15 protein-coding genes are annotated in these 19,740 nt (G+C 43.6%); all 15 read left to right on the top strand.

Annotated elements, in window-relative coordinates; genetic code table 11:
* Positions 1–31 precede the first annotated feature (31 nt).
* A complete protein-coding gene (locus CXF89_RS03920) occupies positions 32–1,045 on the top strand; it encodes a hypothetical protein (protein ID WP_145990797.1) in 1,014 nt (337 codons plus the stop codon).
* A 9-nt stretch (positions 1,046–1,054) separates the two neighbouring features.
* Complete coding sequence (locus tag CXF89_RS03915) at positions 1,055–2,269, top strand: N4-gp56 family major capsid protein (RefSeq protein ID WP_121953853.1); 1,215 nt, start codon at positions 1,055–1,057, stop codon at positions 2,267–2,269.
* Positions 2,270–2,328: 59 nt separating this feature from the next.
* A complete protein-coding gene (locus CXF89_RS03910) occupies positions 2,329–2,709 on the top strand; it encodes a hypothetical protein (RefSeq protein ID WP_121953852.1) in 381 nt (126 codons plus the stop codon).
* 63 nt (positions 2,710–2,772) lie between these two features.
* The gene (locus tag CXF89_RS03905; protein WP_121953851.1) at positions 2,773–3,228 is read left to right on the top strand and encodes a hypothetical protein; all 456 of its coding nucleotides are present in this window, start codon (positions 2,773–2,775) and stop codon (positions 3,226–3,228) included.
* Positions 3,229–3,230: 2 nt separating this feature from the next.
* Entirely contained in the window at positions 3,231–3,791 is a 561-nt protein-coding gene (locus CXF89_RS03900) for a hypothetical protein (RefSeq protein WP_121953850.1), read from the top strand.
* Positions 3,791–4,444, top strand: a complete 654-nt coding sequence (locus tag CXF89_RS03895; RefSeq protein ID WP_121953849.1) for a phage adaptor protein — start codon at positions 3,791–3,793, stop codon at positions 4,442–4,444. The genes CXF89_RS03900 and CXF89_RS03895 overlap by 1 nt, the downstream gene beginning before the upstream one ends.
* Position 4,445: 1 nt before the next feature.
* Positions 4,446–7,586: a hypothetical protein gene (locus tag CXF89_RS03890; protein ID WP_121953848.1), complete on the top strand. Its 3,141-nt coding sequence runs from the start codon at positions 4,446–4,448 to the stop codon at positions 7,584–7,586.
* On the top strand, positions 7,576–8,199 hold the full coding sequence (locus CXF89_RS03885; RefSeq protein WP_121953847.1) for a hypothetical protein: 624 nt from the start codon (positions 7,576–7,578) through the stop codon (positions 8,197–8,199). The genes CXF89_RS03890 and CXF89_RS03885 overlap by 11 nt, the downstream gene beginning before the upstream one ends.
* Positions 8,200–8,210: 11 nt before the next feature.
* Positions 8,211–8,537, top strand: coding sequence for a hypothetical protein (locus tag CXF89_RS03880; protein WP_121953846.1), 327 nt, complete (start codon positions 8,211–8,213; stop codon positions 8,535–8,537).
* A gap of 43 nt (positions 8,538–8,580) precedes the next feature.
* Positions 8,581–10,191: a hypothetical protein gene (locus tag CXF89_RS03875; RefSeq protein ID WP_121953845.1), complete on the top strand. Its 1,611-nt coding sequence runs from the start codon at positions 8,581–8,583 to the stop codon at positions 10,189–10,191.
* Positions 10,191–17,888 (top strand): hypothetical protein, encoded by a 7,698-nt coding sequence (locus CXF89_RS03870; RefSeq protein WP_121953844.1) that lies wholly within the window; start codon positions 10,191–10,193, stop codon positions 17,886–17,888. Before CXF89_RS03875 ends, CXF89_RS03870 begins: the two co-directional genes overlap by 1 nt.
* Positions 17,889–17,926: 38 nt before the next feature.
* A complete protein-coding gene (locus CXF89_RS03865) occupies positions 17,927–18,343 on the top strand; it encodes a hypothetical protein (RefSeq protein WP_121953843.1) in 417 nt (138 codons plus the stop codon).
* Between the two features lie 5 nt (positions 18,344–18,348).
* The gene (locus CXF89_RS03860) at positions 18,349–18,984 is read left to right on the top strand and encodes a hypothetical protein (protein ID WP_121953842.1); all 636 of its coding nucleotides are present in this window, start codon (positions 18,349–18,351) and stop codon (positions 18,982–18,984) included.
* Positions 18,985–19,045: 61 nt separating this feature from the next.
* Positions 19,046–19,480 carry a hypothetical protein gene (locus CXF89_RS03855; RefSeq protein ID WP_121953841.1) on the top strand — a complete coding sequence of 145 codons (435 nt, stop codon included), beginning with the start codon at positions 19,046–19,048 and terminating at the stop codon, positions 19,478–19,480.
* Positions 19,480–19,737: a bacteriocin gene (locus CXF89_RS03850; RefSeq protein WP_121953840.1), complete on the top strand. Its 258-nt coding sequence runs from the start codon at positions 19,480–19,482 to the stop codon at positions 19,735–19,737. The genes CXF89_RS03855 and CXF89_RS03850 overlap by 1 nt, the downstream gene beginning before the upstream one ends.
* Positions 19,738–19,740 lie beyond the last annotated feature (3 nt).

Raw genomic sequence — 19,740 nt, 5'->3', positions numbered from 1 at the left:
CCATACGTTAAATGGTCGATGGGGTAATAAAGTGGACGAACTAGACGAGATATTAGCAAACGGCACTGACGAAGAAATCGAGGCGGCACTAGCTGGTCTTGATATTGATGGTGATACGTTGTTTGGTGGCGAAGATGGCGAAAAAGAGCCTGTAGTAGAAATCAAACAAGAAACACCAGCGGCAGAGCCAAAGCAGGAAACAAGCGAAACACCAGCTAAAACAGACGTAGAAGGGGAGTCGTCAACCAAAGAAGGTGAAGCACCAGAAGGTTTTGTTGAAATTGACGGTAAGTATTACGTAGAAGCAACGGATATAAGCAGCAAGAACGGTCAGCACAGTTTACCGTATGACGTACTTGTGCAAACGCGAGAGCGCGCAGCAGCAGCCGAAGCAGAACGCGAAAGACTAGCCACCGAAAAAGCAGAACTTGAAAGCCAGTTTGCAGAATCTAAACGTGTAGCCGAGCTACATAGCAGCCAACTTAAAGAGGCTGGAATAGATCCACGCAAACTACCAGGTGAAATGCTTAAAGATCCTGAGCTAATGGAACGCATAAAGGACGAATACCCAGAGCTAGGCGAATTAGTTAGTGAACTTGCTAATCAAATTCAGCAATACGGCACCAAAAGCCAGCCGGCACCACAACAACCTACTTCACAAAATGAAGTGCAAGACGCGTTTTCTAATTCACAGCACTTAAAACAGTGGATGGAAAGTGACGTTGATAAGTGGGATATGGCAAAGGTTATTGATGACAAGCTCGCAAAAGACCCATCGTTTGCAAAAAAATCTGTAGCAGAGCGATTTAAAGAAGTTGAAAAGCGCGTACAAAGCGCCTTTGGTGAACAGCACAAGCCTAAGCCAAGCAACGCAAACTCTGCACCAATCCCAAATACCCCCACTGACGTAGGCACACAAGCCAGCGATCTGAGCGCTAACGCAAACTTACTGGACAAAGATGCTGCGACTATCACAGCAGAAATGGAAGGTATGACCGAAGCGCAAATTGAAGCGATGCTTGAGAGCGCGTCAGATTTTCTCTAGGAAATTAAAATGAGCACAATTACAAAAGCACAAGCGGCTAAAGCGTTTGGCGCTGCCCTGTTTACACATACACGCCGTCAAAATACGTTCGTGAACATGCTAACGGGTTCGGCACCAAAAGCGGCTAAAGCTGATATGGCCCACGGCAAAAAGCAAACTGAAAAGGGCGCGCCAGTGGTTATGATCAACGACTTGCAAAGCCAAGCCGGTGATTCGGTTGAAATGGATTTATTCCACAACCTAAGCGGTTTACCAACAATGGGCGATAAAAAACTAGAAGGCCGTGGCGAAAGCTTGAGCAAAACAGTATTTGAATTGCGTATTGACCAAGGTCGTAAGATGGTTGATAGCGGCGGTAAAATGTCGCAAAAGCGTACTAAGCACAACTTGCTTAGCACTGCTAAAACGTTGTTAGGTAACTACTACAACGACTTTAAAGATGAAATGGCAATGTATCACTTGGCCGGTGCACGTGGTTCTTATGCGCCAAGCGATTTTATTATTCCACTTGAAGATCATGAAGAATTTAAAGAAATCATGGTTAACGATGTGATGGCTCCAACGTATGACCGTCACCAGTTTGGTGGTGATGCGACAAGCTTTGAAGGAATTGATGCTGCGGATATTATGACGCTTGAAAAGCTGGACGATTTAGCGCTTATCCTGGAAGAACAAGCTAACCCAATGAAGCACATTAGCTTTGAAGCTGACCAAATGGCTAACGAGTCCCCGTTCTTCTTGTTATTCGTAACTCCGCGCCAATGGCGTGACCTTTATGCTTCTGCGACTGATAAAAAGTTACAAGAGCTTCAATCACGCGCTATGAAACGCGGCCAAGGTTTCAATCACCCTGTATTCAAAGGTGATGTGATCATGTGGCGCAACATTCTTGTTCGTCAATATCGTAAGCCTGTACGCTTCTTTGCAGGTGATCAAGTGACTGTATCGAACAACGATAAGTTAGCGACAACTAAAGTTGTTGAAGCGGGTACAACTATCGATCGTGCAATCCTTCTTGGTGGTCAAGCGCTTGCGAATGCTTACGGTAAGTCTGATTCGGGCTCACACTTCTCTATGACTACAGAGAAAACCGACCACGGCAATGCGAACGAAACAGCTATCGTATGGATGAATGGTTGTAAGAAAGTACGTTTCTCTGACAAAACAGGTCGCGTAAACGATTACGGCACGATGGTAATTGATACGGCTGTATCTCTACAGTAAGCCCTTTATGCCGGAGCTATCCGGCTTTTCATTTTAACTTTTAATAATTGGATAAAATTATGAAAGAAACATTTTATAAAGGTGCCGCCGGTAACCTATCGCTACACGTAGCAACTGTTTCACTTGCTGCTTTAGCGGCTAATGCTACAACTATTGCTTCGGATGGCTTGCCAATCGGCACGCAAATCACTGGCGTTCGTATTATTAACGATGCGCTAGGCGCTGACACTGAGCTAACAGTTCAGGTTGTTGATCATTCAGGTGGTAAAAAGGACTTAACCGCTTTTGATACTGCAAGTGCTGGCAATGCAGGCGCATTTGTTAAGCCTGTATATATTGGCGATGAAGGTCCAAGTGATTTAGTTGTTAAAAATACGGGATCAGCTGCGGCAACCGGCGAAGTTGTACTTCAACTAGAGTACCGCTACAAAGGTTACTAAGCCTTTAGATACACGTTTAAATCAAGCCTCGCTCATTGCGGGGCTTTTTATTGGGGAATATCCATGAGCAATACAACGAATATCGTTTACATCGGTAAGAAGCCTTTTAAAAAAGACACCGTATGTAATACCCGCACTATTTTCAAGCAAGGCGAACCAACAGCAGTGCCGTCTGATCTTGTTCAACGCTTCTTAGACTTTAACCAAGTTTGGGTTGCCGAAAAAGATGCTAAAGCCTATATCGAGCGCCAAAAGTTCTTAGCAGAACAGGCCGAAAAAGAACGCATTGCACGCGAAGAAGCTGAAAAGCAAGAAGCGCTTGATGCAAGCATGTTGATCATCGTTGATGGCGAAGAAATCGACTTAGGTAAGTACAGCTCAAATCAGCTTAATACATTTGTTGAAGCGCACGACTTAACTATTGAAGGTGCTAAAAAACCAGTACCAGCATACTGCAAGAAAGTACGTGATGCGTTCCGCGCTTCTGTAGCTGACGAAAATACAGACCAGGGCGAATAATCATGGCGCAATTATCTAGCTTGATCCCGTTAGTTCGTGAACGCTGCGGGGGCGTTCTTGATCAGATGGCGAAAGACCAGCTAGGTCGCGCCTATCAAAAGTTTTGTTATGAGTCTCGTTTTTTAGCTCGCACTCAAGAAATTGAGAAAGGCCAAAGCGGGGAGCTTAACATTGATGATGATCACGTGTTTGTCAGTGTTGATTTTGTTTTAGATGCCAATGGTAGCGAGCTTAAAAGCTCAGATGACTACTTGGTATCGTCAAACGGCACTGTAACCGTAAACAGCACATCGTCTAAAGTGCGTGTGTTTTACCATATCGCCCCGCAATTCCTTCTACCTAATGACTTTGAAGCGGATAACACAATTGTTAACCGCTGGGCTGACGCTATCGCAGATGGTGCCGCGTCAACGTTGTTGATGATGCCTAATACTGCATGGACCGATCTGGCAAAGTCTGATTACTTTAAACGCCGTTTTACCGATGGCTACCGCGATGCTTTTCAAGTTGCTATCGAAGCCCTGGACGAGCAAAGACCTTCACAAACAAGAGTGTTTTACTAATGGCTATTATTACATCAAACGAAATCTTACAGCGCGTAAATAAGCTGTTAAACGATCCGGGCTACACTCGTTGGCCTAAAGACGAGCTATTAAATTATCTAAATGACGCTCAACGAGCTATTGTTTTGCGCCGTCCTGACTCTTACACCGTTGATATTGACGACTTTGCGTGTGTTGAAGGTGTTAAGCAAACGCTCCCAGCAGATGCTTTAAAGCTTATTGATATTCCTCGCAATGAATCCGGTAAGGCTATTCGCGGCCCATACAATCGACAAGTGTTAGATGATAACTATGATACTTGGTATGCAGGTAAAACAGCGGTAGAAGTAGAGCTTTATATTTATGACGAGCGCAACCCGAAAACATTCTACGTTTACCCTGGTGTTGTTACCGGTATTAATTTAACCCTTGTTTACTCTAAAGCGCCGCCGGCGATTGATACCGCAGCCAATGACTCAGGCGAAGTAATTGCGCTTGATGATGTGTACGTAAACGCAATCATTGAATGGATTTTATACCGTTCATACATGAAAGATGCTGAATATGCGGCCAACCCTAATAAGAGCCAAATGCACATGAACGCATTTAGAAGTCAGTTAGGTGAAAAAAGCCAAGCAGACGTTGCAATGATGGCGCAAGAGAAGGGGCAGTAAAATGACGGCAAGCGCAGGCGCGTGGTATCGCGTAGGTAAAGTAAACGTCACTAACGACAATCAATCAGTCGTTGGTGTGGATACAAATTGGCAAAGCGATGTAATTGCTATTGCTATTGGTGATATTTTCACGCTAGATGCAAAGACCTGGTACGAAGTTACAGCGGTCAATAGCGATACAAGCATTACACTTGATCGTGGCTTTGAGGGCTCTACAGGCACAAATAAAACATATGCAATTGTGCGCAATACTTCCGGCACGATATTAACGCGCATCGCTGGGCAAGTGTCTGTTCAGTTCAACCAAAAGCAATTGTTTTTAGATGAATTGCGCACTTGGCTTAACTCAGATAACGCAAGCGAAGAATTAACAGACAGTCACGGCTTAAAACAATCACTTAAAACACCGTCACAGATGGTTCGTGATCACGATGAAAAGCTTGCTGAGCTTGATACTATTCACCCATACCCTTATGCAATGCGTAAAGTTGAGTTTGAAGCGCGCCGTGCTGTGAATAATGAAAAGTTTGCGGCGAGTGGTTTTGTGCATTTCGGTAAGCACTATGGGGAGGAGAATATAAATCAGGGTATGTATGTAAACCCCACGGCCGCAGTGCTGTCTAGGGCTCAGGTATTACACCTAGGAAGAAATGACACCGCCCCTTCGGGAACGTCAAAAACAGACGTTCCTGTTATAACTGTTGCGGGTGTGATAACAAAACTACTGGTAGCAGATCGGGGCTATTCCGTTGGAGCTTGGGATAGAGATTCATTTATTGTAAAACTCCCACCCGCAGAAGATGGTACTCGCACCTATGATAGTGCAACGGGTATTAGCGTAACCCACGCAACCCCAGCGATTGCATTTGCAAGCGAAACCGACACTAATAAAGTCGTAACTGACCGCGTAGATATGTGGGGCTTTGAAGCTTTCTTACGTGAAATCAACGATGCTGACCCGTTTGTATACGCTAATGGCTTAATTCAAAGCCAGTCAGCGAATATTGATGGAGTGACAACGGTCACTGATAATGTTCGCCCTGCTACATATTTTGCTTGGTATGAAGGCGATTCTTCAAGCGCAGGTAAAGGCGTTAATTGGCAAACAGCGACAGAAGCACAGCGCATATCAATAGCTAGTGACCCTGAAAACAATATCTACTTTGATGATGCCACAGGTAAGTTTTATCAATGGTGTGTGCGTGGTCGTAGCTTTGCGGGTGCGGGCAATGGGGATTGGAATGGTTTAGGTAACGATCCTACCCAGACCTCGGGTGCCTTGCTGTCTACAAATACAAGATTGGTTACGCCCATAGGAGCCTCAAATGGGGATTTTGAGAGTCTACCTTTTTGGACTGCGAATGTTGATGCATACCGATATCATACAAACTCACAATTTGTGGTTGATAGATCGCAATCACGTTATGCTGGCCTATTTATAGCAAAACATCTAAACTTAGTCGATATATCCACCAAGGCCGCAAATGGTGAGTGCTACTTTTTAGTCTGCGGCACAGTGAATAGGCTTAACCAAGGCGCTTATCATCCTAGTTACAACCCTCTAGGTTCGGGGTCATACCTTGGGGAGACATCTACGGGAAATATGGATTGGTATGAAATTGATGCTAATAAGCATAGCCAACTTAATTGTTTCACATTCACTGACTACTCCCTAAAGACTCCCGAAGATACTGGTAAGACCACATTTCACCACGGCTCGCCCTGGGGTCGGATAGGGGGCTACTCTGGCAGACCTGACGGACGATATTATGATGTTATATACGCTAGCGGTCAGGGTGGTGTTTGCCGTGACATGCGATATTCAGCGTGGGGTTTAACTCAAGAAGATTTTGCTGAGGCAGATTTAAAGGTTAAGAGTGGTGAGTATCGTGGAACCGAACGCCTATTCACGACAAGAATATTTTCTCAAGTAACCCCTAGCACCGAAGTTAACAGTACGGAAACGAGCTACGGACGCGTACCTATTACTACTGAAATGTTTGACACTCTAGCTTCTTTGGGTTTGACTAGTACGTACCAAAATTCAAAGGCGACTTGTTACATATATAACCCCTCAAAAGGGACAATAGCCCTCGTAGAGAAAATCTTTGACTACACTGGAGGACCTACCGTTCTTATTTTCAAGTTTTTTAATTCCACTAACGCTTTGGATTTTGAGACCTATGCACCCGAGATAATAAAACTGGCAGAAACGTCTCAAGGCCAAACACCCGCTAGTGCTAGTTCTTCCAGCTCTAAAGCTTCGGATAAATCGGATGATTTTGTAAGCCGAGGCGACGAATTATACTTTTTTGTTGTTGCGCCTACAGGTGCTTCCTTATCTAGTGAGTTTAATATGACAGAGGTAATCGGAGATCCTGCGAATATTCTACAGTGTGACGACTTAAAAGATGGATGGGTTGGTAGCTGGAGCCCCACTATCCCTGACGGTTCAGGCAACAGGTTTCCGCTTACTAGAAAGGTGACTAGTTCAACAAATATTCTGTGTAGTTACAGTAGTAACCTTGGAGATACTTGGCTTGAAACAAACTCAGCGTTCAATCTATTAGAATCTAGCAACTCAATTGCACACCCGACACTATTTGCTACAGGTAATGTGGCGGTATTCCAGCACCAAGCATTGGCTAATCAGACGGAGAGTACGCCAAACGCTGAACCCTTTGGACATTTGCAGGGGCTGGGGCTGGTCTTTGCCACCTCCCGAAATCAGGTTCAAACAGGAGCAGCATGGGTTCAATCCTTGGTTGGTAAGGTTCCAGTAGGGAGTACGGTAAGCAGTGCAGGTAAGGACCAAAGCTATTTAGGACTAACCAACGTTCAATTTGGGGGTGGCCTAGACCTGTTGATCGGGGCAAACACCTTAACTACGCAACATACCCCTTTGGATATTTATGCTGGGTCGGTAGGTGTTAAAGCTCTAAACTACAACGTAGTTGAAAACCAACAAGGCTTTATTAACTACGCGTATACCGAGCTTAAATACGATGGTGATTGGGGTGATGATAGTAAAATTCATATCGCAGACAATCAAACAACCATGCTCGATACCAACGGAAACACTGTAAAAGTAGGAACCGCACGTATTGTTGAGCCATTAGGGTGGATTAAAAATGACAAATAAAATTATTGAATTTGTAGTGCTTGATGATGAACAAAACCCTCTGCTTAATGCTGAGGGGTGGCCTACTCTAAAGCAAGCGCCAATAGCTAAAGATATTGGTCAACTTGTAGATATGGGTAAGGTTACTCACATTGATAAATTCGCTGCTTTGCAATCAGAGTTAGAACAATACCAATGGGCGGCTGAATATCTTAATTACTTAAAACAAGCTAAAGCGGTTGAGCTTGAAAACTCAGAGCTTGAGACGGTAACGGGTGAGGATGGCGAGCTAATAGAACCAACGCCAAAGCCACTACCCGAAGAACCAGAGCGCCCAGACGTTAAGACGGTTGAGCAAGTGCTTGAACCCTACTCTCATAAAATAGCGAAGTCACGCGGGATAACATTCAAAGGATTAGATATCTCGTTAACAGAAACTAATCAAAATGGACTATCCGCGTTAAAGTCGGCGCTTGAATTGGCAACAGAGTTTGGTGCCGATGATCAATTCTTCCCTATCAAGTTCAATGCTGAAACATGCGAAGGCAACAAGGTACTTGTGCTTGATGATGAAAGTGAATTTAAACAGTTTGGTCTAGCTTTTGTATTGGCTAGAAAGGCATTTTTTGAGTAAGTGAGAACACTATGCTAACGACACTAAAAACGCTAAGAACGTTAATAGGCTACATTTTATGTGGCCTTTTGTTTATTGGTCCTTTTGTTATTTTATCCATAGTTGCGCTGTTCGGTAGCTCATGGGCATTCAATAGCTTATACAGCATAGACATAGCTATTTGCAGCATTAGCCACGGCACTAGGCTTGAGTCAATTTCAGCACGCAGCTTTAGGCTATCGCACGATAAGCGCTACCACTATCAAATGCGTGTGATTGATTTTCTTGCAAAGCCTTTTGATGGAGCTAACCACTGCAAGCGCGCTCACAAGTGGGAACGAAAAGTAATAAACCTTTAAACCAATCCCCTTCAAACTACTCAAACTAAAATAAGCGAATCCTATGCCTGCAATATCCGTTAAAACTTTTGCCGGTGAACGGCCTAAAATCGATCCTCGTTTACTCCCCAATGAATCAGCATCTAAAGCGTATGGTTGTCATTTTGATAATGGCAATCTTTCCCCTCTAAAGCGTCCAGCACTAACCGGTATATCTGTACTACCAAACGCAAAAACCATTTACCAGCACTTAAATGAACATTGGTTCGCCTGGGATAAAGTGGTTAACGCAGTCGCGAGCCCGATTGCTGACGATCCTTGGCAACGTGTTTACTTTACGGGTGATGGTTACCCAAAAGTAACTAACAACGCTATTTTTAGCGGTTCTAATATGCCTGCTAGTGCTTATCGTCTTGGCGTTCAATCGCCAGAAGTGCCGATAATCGCCATTGTTACCGATGCGGCAACCGATGAAATAGATCCTAATGATGACGAAACGCGCTACTACACGCACACGTTTGTAACTGAGCAGGGCGAAGAAGGCTCGCCGGGCGAAGCATCACAGCGTCTTGACATTAGATACCCAGACGAAGAAGGCACATACGTAACGCTTGCTTTATCGCCGCCAAATGTAAATGCGTCAAATATAACGCACCGCAGAATATACAGAACGGCAACCGGCGGCGGCATAGCTGATTACTTGTTTGTGGCAGAGATACCAATTTCACAAAACCAATTTGTAGATAACATTCCAACGGACGAGTTAGGTTCATCACTTGATACATACGATTATGAAATGCCCAACGAAAACATGATTGGTTTAACGTCGATGGCAAACGGCATATTGGCTGGTTTTTTTGATAGCACAGTTTGCTTTAGTGAGTCATACCTTCCTTACGCTTGGCCTAGCGCTTACCAGCTAACAACTGAGCACGAAATAGTAACCGTTGCTGCGCTTGGCAATACGTTAGCTGTTTTAACAAAAGGCTACCCATATTTATTTAGTGGTATAAGCCCTGACTCAATGGCGGGTCAAAAGCTAGAGTCTAACCAATCGTGCACAAACGCTAGATCTGCAGTCATTGTAAATGGCACGCTCATATACGCTAGTCCTGACGGATTAATAGGTTTAACAAGTGGCGGTTTAACAATGCTAACCAATCAAGTTATAACGCGTGAGCAATGGCAGGAGTACGATCCAAGCACTATCGAAGCTTACCACCAGGAGGGGCGCTATCTTGCTTTTTACGGTGCCAACTTAGATAAAGCGTTTATTTTTGATCCGAGCAATGGTGATTTTAGGCATTTTACAGCCACAGCAATTTGCGGGTTCAACAGTCTTGTTGATGATGTTTTGTATACATGCCAGGGCGCAAACCTTAGTAAGTGGGATTCTAGCCTATCACTAATGAGCTATGAATGGCGCTCTAAAGAGTTTTCGGCTAATGACCTAAGCTTTGCGTGCGCGATGGTTAAAGGTGTCGATACGCAGCTTGCAGGGCTTTATATTTATGCTGACAACGAAGTCGTCTTGCACTTAGAACCAGGTCAAATACCAAAATCAGCTTTTAGACTACCAAACACACGCGGTAACTCATGGTCCTTTGAGGTTTACGGTCAAGGTATTATCCACAGTATTTCTATTGCCACAACTATGCGCGAGGTTGCCGCTTAATGGCTAAATTAAAAAAAGGTGTGTTTCCTGGCATTGTCAGACAGGGAAAGCAAAAGCCGGCTGATAGTGCTATGGCCGAAAACATTGAAATTTTAACCGGTCAACGTGGCAAAGGGGATAATCGCGCTTTACTGGTTAGCGACTTAGTTAACTTAGATGATATGAAGCGCAACGCGCTTATCAATAATGCTAATGGTGGCACAAACGCCGGCGGCTTGCCTATTTCAACCGGCGGAGTAGAGAGACCGCACGCGCCGGTTGGCTTAACTGCTACAGGCGGCTTTACTTTTATAGCAATAACATGGGATCACCCAACGTACAGAGGCCATGCGTATGCTGAAATATGGCGAAGTGAGCAAGATATATTTGGCACTGCAACGCGCATAGCGACAGAAGTTGCGGATATATTTAGCGACGCTGTAAATATGGGCTCTAAATATTATTACTGGGTCCGCTTCGTAAATGTCGTTGATATGAAAGGGCCAACCCAAGGCGCAAGCGGTATCTATGCAGAAACGGTTAACTCTGCTGAATTAATCTTGGGTGAAATTGGCGGCAAGATTGAGAAGTCTCACTTAGGGACGTTTTTAACGTCTGAAATTGGGAAGATACCTGCGCTTGATTTTATGCTTGGTGAATTGGTTGATACTGAGGTACCCGCATTAAAAGTTAATATTGATGATATAGGCATAGATATTAACGAATTGAGAGTTGATGTTGATAAGAACCTAGCTGAGCTACCCTTATTAAAAACTAGCATAGAAGATATAAAGCTTACTGAGATACCAGCACTTAAAAGCGATATAGACCAATTTAAAATTGATATACCGTCATTGCGCGAGGACGTAAATCAAAACTTAATTGATATTCCCGCAATACGTGCCGATGTTGATAAAACGCTTGTCGATATTCCTGAGATAAGAGGGATTGTTGATCAGCACCTAATTGACATTCCAGAAATGCAAAGCGAGATAAGCAGCTTTAAAACTGAAATACCGGAGATACGCCAAGAGGTTGAGGATCTTACGGATGAAACCAGCGAGGCCAAGGAAGTTGCTGCGAATGCCAGATCACGCATTGAGTCAGTAGAAATAAGCAATGACTCATTAGCAAGACAGCTAATCGAGTCTGCGGCAATTAACGATGAAAACTGGACTAACAATACAACTAAATTCACGCTTTTTGAATCTGAGCTTGAAGGTGTTAATGCGCGTATTGAAGCTGAATTTCTTACAAAGGCTGAGGCAAGTGAAGCGATAGCAGCGGCAGCGGAAACGATACGAGTTGAAATAGAGGCAACCGGGCTTGCTCTTTCGGGTGATATTGAGAGTACATATTACACAAAAGCGACAACAGATGAGGCAATCGCTCAAGCTACGCAAACCGTTAAATCTGAAATAGAAGATATTGCCGGCAATAGCATTGGCGCTCTGCTTGACTCAAATTATTACACTAAAACAAGTACAGATAGTGCGATAAGCTTTTCGGCTGAACAATTAAAAGCCGAAATAGAGGACCCAAGTGGCGATAGTTTGGCGGCGTTAATTAACAGCGACTATTACACAAGTGTAGAAACCGACAGTGCTATAACAGCATACGGATTGCAGCTAATAAGCAGCATCGAGGACCCTACCGGCGATAGCCTGGGCGCAACTCTGCAAACAAATTATTACACCAAAACTGCAACGGACAGCGCAATTAGCCAGGTGGTAACAAACCTAAGTTCAATGATTGAAAGCGGTGATAATGACGCGAAAGAAGAAATAACATCGCTACTTGATCAGAGCTATTACACAAAGACAAACACCGACAGCGCAATTAGCCAAGCGACAACGCAGCTAAGCTCGCAACTAAACACGCAAGTTAACGAAGCAATAAGCGATCTTGATGATGCGTTAACGACTGACTTCAATGAAAAGTTTTCAAGCGTAAACGCAACATTAACGAATGATTACTACACCAAAGTAGAATCAGATCTAGCCATTGCAACTGAATCGCAATTACTAAAAAGTGCCATCGAGGACCCTACAGGCAACAGCCTGGGCGCAACGCTTTTCACTGATTACTCGACAAAGGTTGACACTGAACAAGCCGTATCACGCGCTATTTTTGAATTAAACAGCCAGTTCGAGCCTTTAGCTGAGTCAATTATTGAAAATGCGCTTGCTAATGATGAAGCTATAGAGCGCCAAGAAGTTATAACTGCAGGTATTATAAGAACCCAAGAAACGATAACGGACGAGTCGAAAGCGTTAGCGCAATCTATATCTGAAATAGAAACTCAATTTAATGACAGTAGTGCACGCATTACTGCGCTTGATAAAGCTGTTTCAAATAGTATAAGTTCTAGCGCGTCTAAAATATTTCAGTTAGACAGCAAGGTTGAAAGTAATAAATCTTACTTGGAGGTAAATTATCTTACTAAGGTCGATACTGAAAGTGCGATAAGTGAAGCGACAACCGCATTAAAGTCAGAAGTCGAAAACGGTTTTCAATCGGTTTTAACGAGTGACTATTACACGGCTGCGGATACTGATAGCGCAATTGGTGAAGCTAGCACACAACTGAACTCTAGCATTGAAAGCGTTAATGCTGATCTACATGAAAACTTTTATACACAAGTAGAAGCCGACAGCGCAATAAGCCAAGCGACAACAGCTTTAAAGTCTACAATTGATGGTGATATTGGTAATGTTTCAGCAAACTTAGAGGATAACTATTACACATCAGCAGCAACCGACAGCGCAATAAGCCAAGCGACAACAGCTTTAAAGTCTACAATTGATGGTGATATTGGCAATGTTTCAGCAAACTTAGAGGATAACTATTACACATCAGCAGCAACCGATAGCGCCATTAGCCAAGCTGCAACACTTCTAAATTCTAGCATTGATGATCTTGAATCAAATGTTTTTGAATCGGTTTACACTAAAATCGAAGCGGACAGCGCTATATCCGGCAGTGTGACGGCATTAAAGTCTGAGCTAGTGCAATCTATTGAAGATGGCGACACGGCCTTATCTGAATCTATTACAGCCGACTTGCAGACCAACTATTACACGGCAACAGCAACCGATAGCGCCATTAGCCAAGCCACAACCATACTTAAAAGCGCCATTGAAGATCCAGAAGGCGAAAGCCTGGGCGCAACGTTGTTTTCAGAATATTCAACAACAGCAGACGTTAACCTTGCTATTAGCGAGTCAGTAAATCAATTCAACTCTGCTATTGGTGGGCTAGAGTCTGACATTTACGAAAACGTTTACACAAAAGTAGAAGCAGACAATGCGACAGCCGGAAGTGTAACAGCGTTAAAGTCTGAATTATTAAAGTCGATTGATGATGGTGATGAAGCTTTATCTTTGGCTATTACAGCGGACTTACAAACAAATTATTACACTCAAACACAAGCCGATAGCGCGATTAGCGAAGCGACAACAACCCTAAAATCTACTCTAGATGGTGATATTGGTGAAGTTGCCGCAGACCTACAGAGCAACTACTTCACTAAAACGGATACAAACACAGCCATTAGTCAGGCAACGCAATTAATAAAATCTGAAATAGAAGATGAAAACGGTAATAGCATTGGTGCTACGTTATTTACTGATTACTCAACTACGACAGAAGTTAACCAGGCGATTACACAGGCTACAACGCAGTTAAATTCAAACCTTGATGATCTTCAATCTGATATTTACGAGAATGTTTACACGAAAGTAAATGCGGATAGTGCGATAGCCGGCAGTGTTAGCGCTCTTAAAACGGAGCTTTTACAGGCGATTGATGACGGTGATAACAGTGCGGTGCAAACCATTACCGCCGACTTGCAAACTAATTACTACACTAATGTAGCAACAGATAGTGCCATTAGTAATGCTACAACGTTATTAAAATCAGCTATTGAAGATCCGCAAGGTGATAGCTTAGGCGCTGAATTATTTACAAAGTATTACACAAAAACAGATACAGACGGTGCCATAGCTGAATTAAACACACAATTACGCGCAGAGTACGAGCCATTAAGCGAAGCAATTATTGAAAATGCTTTGTCTTATGATGAAACGAACACCAAGCGATTAAACTTTGAAGCAGAGATAATTTCAAAGCAACAAGTGGTTGTTGACGAGCAGGGCGCACTTGCTGAATCTATTTTTGCTTTGCGGTCTGAGTTTGGCGATAGCCAATCAGATCTTTACACATTACGCGAAACATTTGCAGGGAACGTACTTGCTACAGCGCAGGAAATTAACAGACTCGAATCAAGCATAAGCGGCGTATCAGCTACCTTATTAAATAATTACGATACTTCGGCAACTGTAGACGAGGCTATTGTAAATGCAGTGCTAGCGCTTAAATCTGAAATTGAAGATCCAGAAGGCGAAAGCGTAGCCGCAAACCTTCAAGTTAATTACTACACGAAAACCGATACAGACAACGCATTGAGTGAGTTAACTACTCAATTAAGCTCAAACGTTGGTGACTTGTCGGCTGAAATTTACGACAAGTTTTATACAAAGGTTAATGCGGATAGCGCTATTAGCTCAGCAGTAACCGCGTTACGTTCTGATATTGAAAGCGATATAGGCGAAATAAGCGCAGGCTTAGACCAAAATTATTACACTAAAACGGATGCTGATAGCGCAATTGCGCAAGCGGATCAGCTATTAAAATCATCTATTGAAGATCCTAGCGGTGACAGCCTAGGTGCAACGCTGGTTAATGCTTACTACACAAAAGCAAATACTGATAGCGCAATAAGTGAAGCTACCACGGCGCTAAAATCTGCTTTAGACAGCGACATAGGAAGTGTTGCTGCGGACTTGCAGAATAATCACTCTACTACAGCGCAAATAAATCTCGCTATTTCAGAATCGACCCAGCAGTTAAAGAGTGCTATTGAAGATCCTGCCGGCGATAGTTTAGCAGCGGATATTTACACTAACTTTTCAACAAAGGTAGACACAAACACAGCGATAAGCGAAGCAACAACCGCACTTAAATCAACGTTGGATAGCGATATTGGCGGCATTACCTCTGATTTGCAAAACAACTACCGAACCGAAGTGGAAACAGATCAAGCAATTAGCCAGGCTACAACCGTTTTAAAAAGCGAGATTGAAGATCCAGAAGGTAATAGCCTGGGCGCAACGCTATTTAACGAGTTCCAAACTAAAGTAGATGCGGAGCAGTCAACCGCAAGCGCTAACCAACAGCTAAGGGCTGAATTTGAGCCAAGCGCACAAGCCGCAATAGAAAACGCGTTAGCAAATGACTTGGCCGAAAATCGAAGAACGCTATCGGAAGCGGATATAATCAGCAAGCAAAGCGTTATTGCGAACGAGCAACAAGCGCTAGCAGAGTCTATATTTGTTTTAAATTCTGCTATAGAGGAAAGTAAATCTAGCTTGTACCAACTGCAAACTACTTTCGTAAGCAAGACACAAGCAACCGCTCAAGACCTGTTAAAGCTTGATAGCAGTGTAGGCGATGTAAAAGCAGATTTAGTTAATAACTACTTCACTAGCGCAGACGTTAACGAAGCAATAGCCAGTGCAGATATGGCTTTACGTGCGGCTATAAAAGGCGGTGACGATGAAGCTTTAGAGACTGTAACAGCAGAGTTACAAACCAATTACTACACGAAAGCATCGGCAGACAGCGCCATTGCAGAAGCGACAACGCAACTTAAAAGCGCCATCGAGGACCCTAACGGATCAAGCATTGGTGCTGATCTATACGTTAACTACTCAACAACTACTGAAACAGATTTAGCGATAAGCTCAGCTGTTACCGGGTTAAAGTCTACGATTGATACTGACATAGGCGAACTAAGCGCTGGGTTAGAGCAGAATTACTACACCAAAACCGATGCGGACAGTGCAATAAGCGAAGCTACAACAGCTTTAAAGTCAACACTTGATAGCGATATAGGCGACTTGAGTGCGGGTTTGCAAACTAATTATTACACGAAAGCTGATACAGATAGTGCAATTAGTGAATCTGCGGACTCGTTACAATCATCGCTGGGCAATGGCATTGGGTATTTAGCATCACGACTTGAAACGACATATTATACGAAAACGGATACAGATAGTGCTATAAGCTCAGCTGTCACAAGTCTTGGATCAGAGTTTGATACTGAGATTAGCAATGTAAATTCATTACTTCAAACCAACTATTACACAAAAACACAAGCTGATAGCGCGATAAGTTCAGCAACTACGCAGCTAAAAAGTGCCATTGAAGATCCAAACGGCTCAAGCATAGGCGCTGATTTATATAATAGTTACTACACTAAATCACAAGCTAATAGCGCCATTAGTAGCGCTAGCCAAACACTGAAAGCTCAAATAGAAGATGAGAATGGAGATAGCATAGGCGCATCACTGCAGGTGTTAGGTGAAACAGTAGCCACCAATGAAGGTGAGTACAGTGCGCTATGGGGCGTTAAATCTACAGTAGCAGGCCTAACAACAAGTGTAGGCCTAGTTAATGATGGTGTTGAGCCTATTTTTGCCATTAAAGGCGCAAAGCTTGCGGTTATTACGGATCAAGATCCTACTAACTTAACGCCTGTGTTTGCGGTGTCAGATAGTAAGACAGTTATTAATACTGCAATTATTGACGAGGCATTTATAAAAAGCTTAGTTACTGATGACTTACTATCTAATCGCGTGACTGTCGGATCGTCATTAACTACACCGTCAATAAACTACAATAGAATAACCGGCGCTAGGGCGGGTAACTTCTCAATTGACCCAAGTGGCAACATGTACGCCAATAGCGCAACGCTTAAATCGGTAACAATAAAGGATGCCAACGGAAACGTTGTAATGTCATCTACTGGCGCAATAGCTTCTTCTAAAGTAACCGGTTTGGGCGCTTTAGCGACACAGGACGGGGTTAGCTACGATAGCCTAAGCGGTAAACCAAACTTTGGAGCGTTCGCATTTTTAAGCAGTTTAGGTTATTCAGACTTGAGCGGAAAGCCTACGCTTGGCGATTTAGCCGCTAAAGACTCAGTAGATTATGACGATGTGACAGGCAAGCCAGCGCTTGGCTCATTGGCATACTTAAACTCACTTGCTTATGACAGCGTAACTGGTAAGCCTTCTCTTGGCCCATTCGCAGGACTTAGTAAAATCTTGAGTTCAAATGTAACTACGTACATTGCTAATGGGGCCATTGGCTCAGCGCAAATAAATCAAGCGTATATCAATGAATTGTTTGGTCAGAACGCGAGCTTTTACGGCACTGTTTATGCGGAGAATTTGAGCGGTGATATTACGGATACAATAACCAAGCCTGTCAACTTAACGCAAATAAGCGCAAGCCAAACCCAAATAGCGACACTTAACATTGCTAGCGCGACATTCACAAGAACGCTATATATAAGAAAGATAAAAGTTAGTATTCCCGATTCAGGAGAAAGTGGATCAAATCAATATAAGTCAACGACACTTCATGTAAGAACAACATCAGGAACTAGCTTAGCTACAAACACAGGGCAAGGCGCTGAGGGCGTAGAGGACACAACGTTAACTATCAATGCGAACACTACGTATGCAATATCACTAAGAGTTAGCACTAACGCATCACCTATAAACGATGCCTTTACAGGCACCGTTTACCCTAAAGTTTCTCAACAAGACGTTCTATTTCAAATATTCAAGAAGGGAAGCGCTTTAGGGTAATGGATAAACCCCCCAATATAGGTTAGTATTTCTACATAATGGAAAAGTCTTATCTGCAATGCGTATCATGGGATAAACACCGTGATCGGCTTAAAGAGCCAATAACTCGAATAGGTAACATTGCAAACGACCCACACCTATACCAAGAAATCGACAAAGCCTGCTCAAACGAGCGGGCTTTTTTGTTTTTGGTGCCAGATGGTTTCTTTATTTTGTGGCCTCGTCACATTGAAAACCAAACCTTTATCGAAATAACCGTAGCGTCTTGCCACGGCGGGAATGCTACGCAGCGTTACCTACATCACATCATTAGGCTTGCTAAGTGCGGCAAGGCTCAATTTATCGAATTTGCAACCGCTAGACGCGGGTTTAACAAAGTAGCTCCCTTACATGGCTGGGCTCACGCTGGCGTGCGTGATGGTTTAACCGTGTGGCGACACTTTTTAGGGGATTAAGATTCATGGGTAAGTCCAACGAAGTCAAAGAAACAGAGTACGAAAAAGAGCTTGCCAAAGTATATGGCGAAGAATGGGCTTACTACCAAGAAAGCATCGTACCGTTTGAAAACCAAGTTATTGACGAAGCAAAGCAAGCCAATGACGCAAACGTATACGATGATATAGCCGAGAATACTAACCTTGGTTATAAAAAGTCATTCTCAGAAGGCACTAACAACGCACTTTCAAGTATGGAAGCGAACGGCATAAACCCAAATAGCGGCAAGTTTAAAAACGTTGTTAGCGATATGGCCGACAACGAAGCGTCAGTAACAAGCGATGCAAAATCACGCTCACAGGTTGCAGGGCAGGAGCGTTATACAGGCAAGATGAGCAATGTAATGGCTATGGGACAAGGACAGTCACAGGAAGCTACAGCAACGCTAAGCGATATTGCTTCAAGCTCACAGCAAAAAGCATTTAACGATGCAAATAATAGCAGACAACAAAGTGACTCTATTTTAGGTGCTGCTGGCGCGGTTGCAGGTGCGGCAGGAAGCTATTATAAAAACTTGCCACCCCCAAAGCCTGACGCAGTGATTAACTCTAACGCAGCAACCCCAAGCGATGTAAATAAATCACTAATGGGAGGCGGTTAATATGAGTCTCAACTTAGCAAGCAATAACGACCCCAACAATTGGACCGTATAGGAGAAACCTATGGAAGAAGAATTTGATTACGATATTTACAGTGTTGATAGCTCAAGCATTAGAACCGATAAATATCAAAACGCCTTAGCCGATCTAACTCGCCAGCAATTTGAAGATTATAAAACGCGCTTCTTACCGGTCCAGGAGGAATTGTTTGGCTTAGCGACAAGCGACAAGTTGCTAAATGAACAGATGGCGCGCAATGAAAAAAATATAAGCACTTCTTTCAATCAATCGAAAGTGGCCGAGTCGCAACGCTTGGGACGATACGGTTTAACGCCAGATGAAACAAAGCAAAGCAGCGCCAATACAGGTTTATTAAAAAGCCTAACAACGGCCTCTGTAAACAACGAAACACGCGAGTCAGTAGATGATTTGCAAAACTCAATTCTAACGGGGCAAGGCGGCGCGCCTCAGTCTCTAGCTGATATAGGTGGTAAATAATGGCTTATTCAATCTTACAGGCCGGCCAAAGCACAAAAAACAAGGCCACAGGCTCGCTTAAATCTCTATCTGATATGGAGCAAAACCGCGATATGACTAACGAAAACCTAAAACAGCAAAAGAAGTCAGCGCAAATTAGCGCTGCTGGTACAGGTGCCGTGGCAGGGGCAATGGCAGGCGCGCAAGCTGGTTCGGTTGGCGGGCCTTGGGGCGCAGCAATAGGCGCAGCAATAGGCTTAGCGGCAGGTTCACTTTAAGGG

Origin of the sequence: Pseudoalteromonas sp. MelDa3 (assembly GCF_002863625.1) — a bacterium.
Lineage (GTDB): Bacteria > Pseudomonadota > Gammaproteobacteria > Enterobacterales > Alteromonadaceae > Pseudoalteromonas > Pseudoalteromonas arctica.
The sequence above is the reverse complement of the archived record's forward strand: the minus strand, read 5'-3'. Positions and strand labels throughout refer to the sequence as shown.

Excerpts from the sequence above, each read along its gene's own strand:
- CXF89_RS03875 (WP_121953845.1), top strand. The coding sequence starts at position 8,581 with ATGCCTGCAATATCCGTTAAAACTTTTGCCGGTGAACGGCCTAAAATC.
- CXF89_RS03855 (WP_121953841.1), top strand. The coding sequence starts at position 19,046 with ATGGAAGAAGAATTTGATTACGATATTTACAGTGTTGATAGCTCAAGC.
- CXF89_RS03885 (WP_121953847.1), top strand. The coding sequence starts at position 7,576 with ATGACAAATAAAATTATTGAATTTGTAGTGCTTGATGATGAACAAAAC.
- CXF89_RS03915 (WP_121953853.1), top strand. The coding sequence starts at position 1,055 with ATGAGCACAATTACAAAAGCACAAGCGGCTAAAGCGTTTGGCGCTGCC.
- CXF89_RS03900 (WP_121953850.1), top strand. The coding sequence starts at position 3,231 with ATGGCGCAATTATCTAGCTTGATCCCGTTAGTTCGTGAACGCTGCGGG.
- CXF89_RS03850 (WP_121953840.1), top strand. The coding sequence starts at position 19,480 with ATGGCTTATTCAATCTTACAGGCCGGCCAAAGCACAAAAAACAAGGCC.
- CXF89_RS03895 (WP_121953849.1), top strand. The coding sequence starts at position 3,791 with ATGGCTATTATTACATCAAACGAAATCTTACAGCGCGTAAATAAGCTG.
- CXF89_RS03905 (WP_121953851.1), top strand. The coding sequence starts at position 2,773 with ATGAGCAATACAACGAATATCGTTTACATCGGTAAGAAGCCTTTTAAA.
- CXF89_RS03910 (WP_121953852.1), top strand. The coding sequence starts at position 2,329 with ATGAAAGAAACATTTTATAAAGGTGCCGCCGGTAACCTATCGCTACAC.
- CXF89_RS03860 (WP_121953842.1), top strand. The coding sequence starts at position 18,349 with ATGGGTAAGTCCAACGAAGTCAAAGAAACAGAGTACGAAAAAGAGCTT.
- CXF89_RS03870 (WP_121953844.1), top strand. The coding sequence starts at position 10,191 with ATGGCTAAATTAAAAAAAGGTGTGTTTCCTGGCATTGTCAGACAGGGA.
- CXF89_RS03880 (WP_121953846.1), top strand. The coding sequence starts at position 8,211 with ATGCTAACGACACTAAAAACGCTAAGAACGTTAATAGGCTACATTTTA.
- CXF89_RS03890 (WP_121953848.1), top strand. The coding sequence starts at position 4,446 with ATGACGGCAAGCGCAGGCGCGTGGTATCGCGTAGGTAAAGTAAACGTC.
- CXF89_RS03865 (WP_121953843.1), top strand. The coding sequence starts at position 17,927 with ATGGAAAAGTCTTATCTGCAATGCGTATCATGGGATAAACACCGTGAT.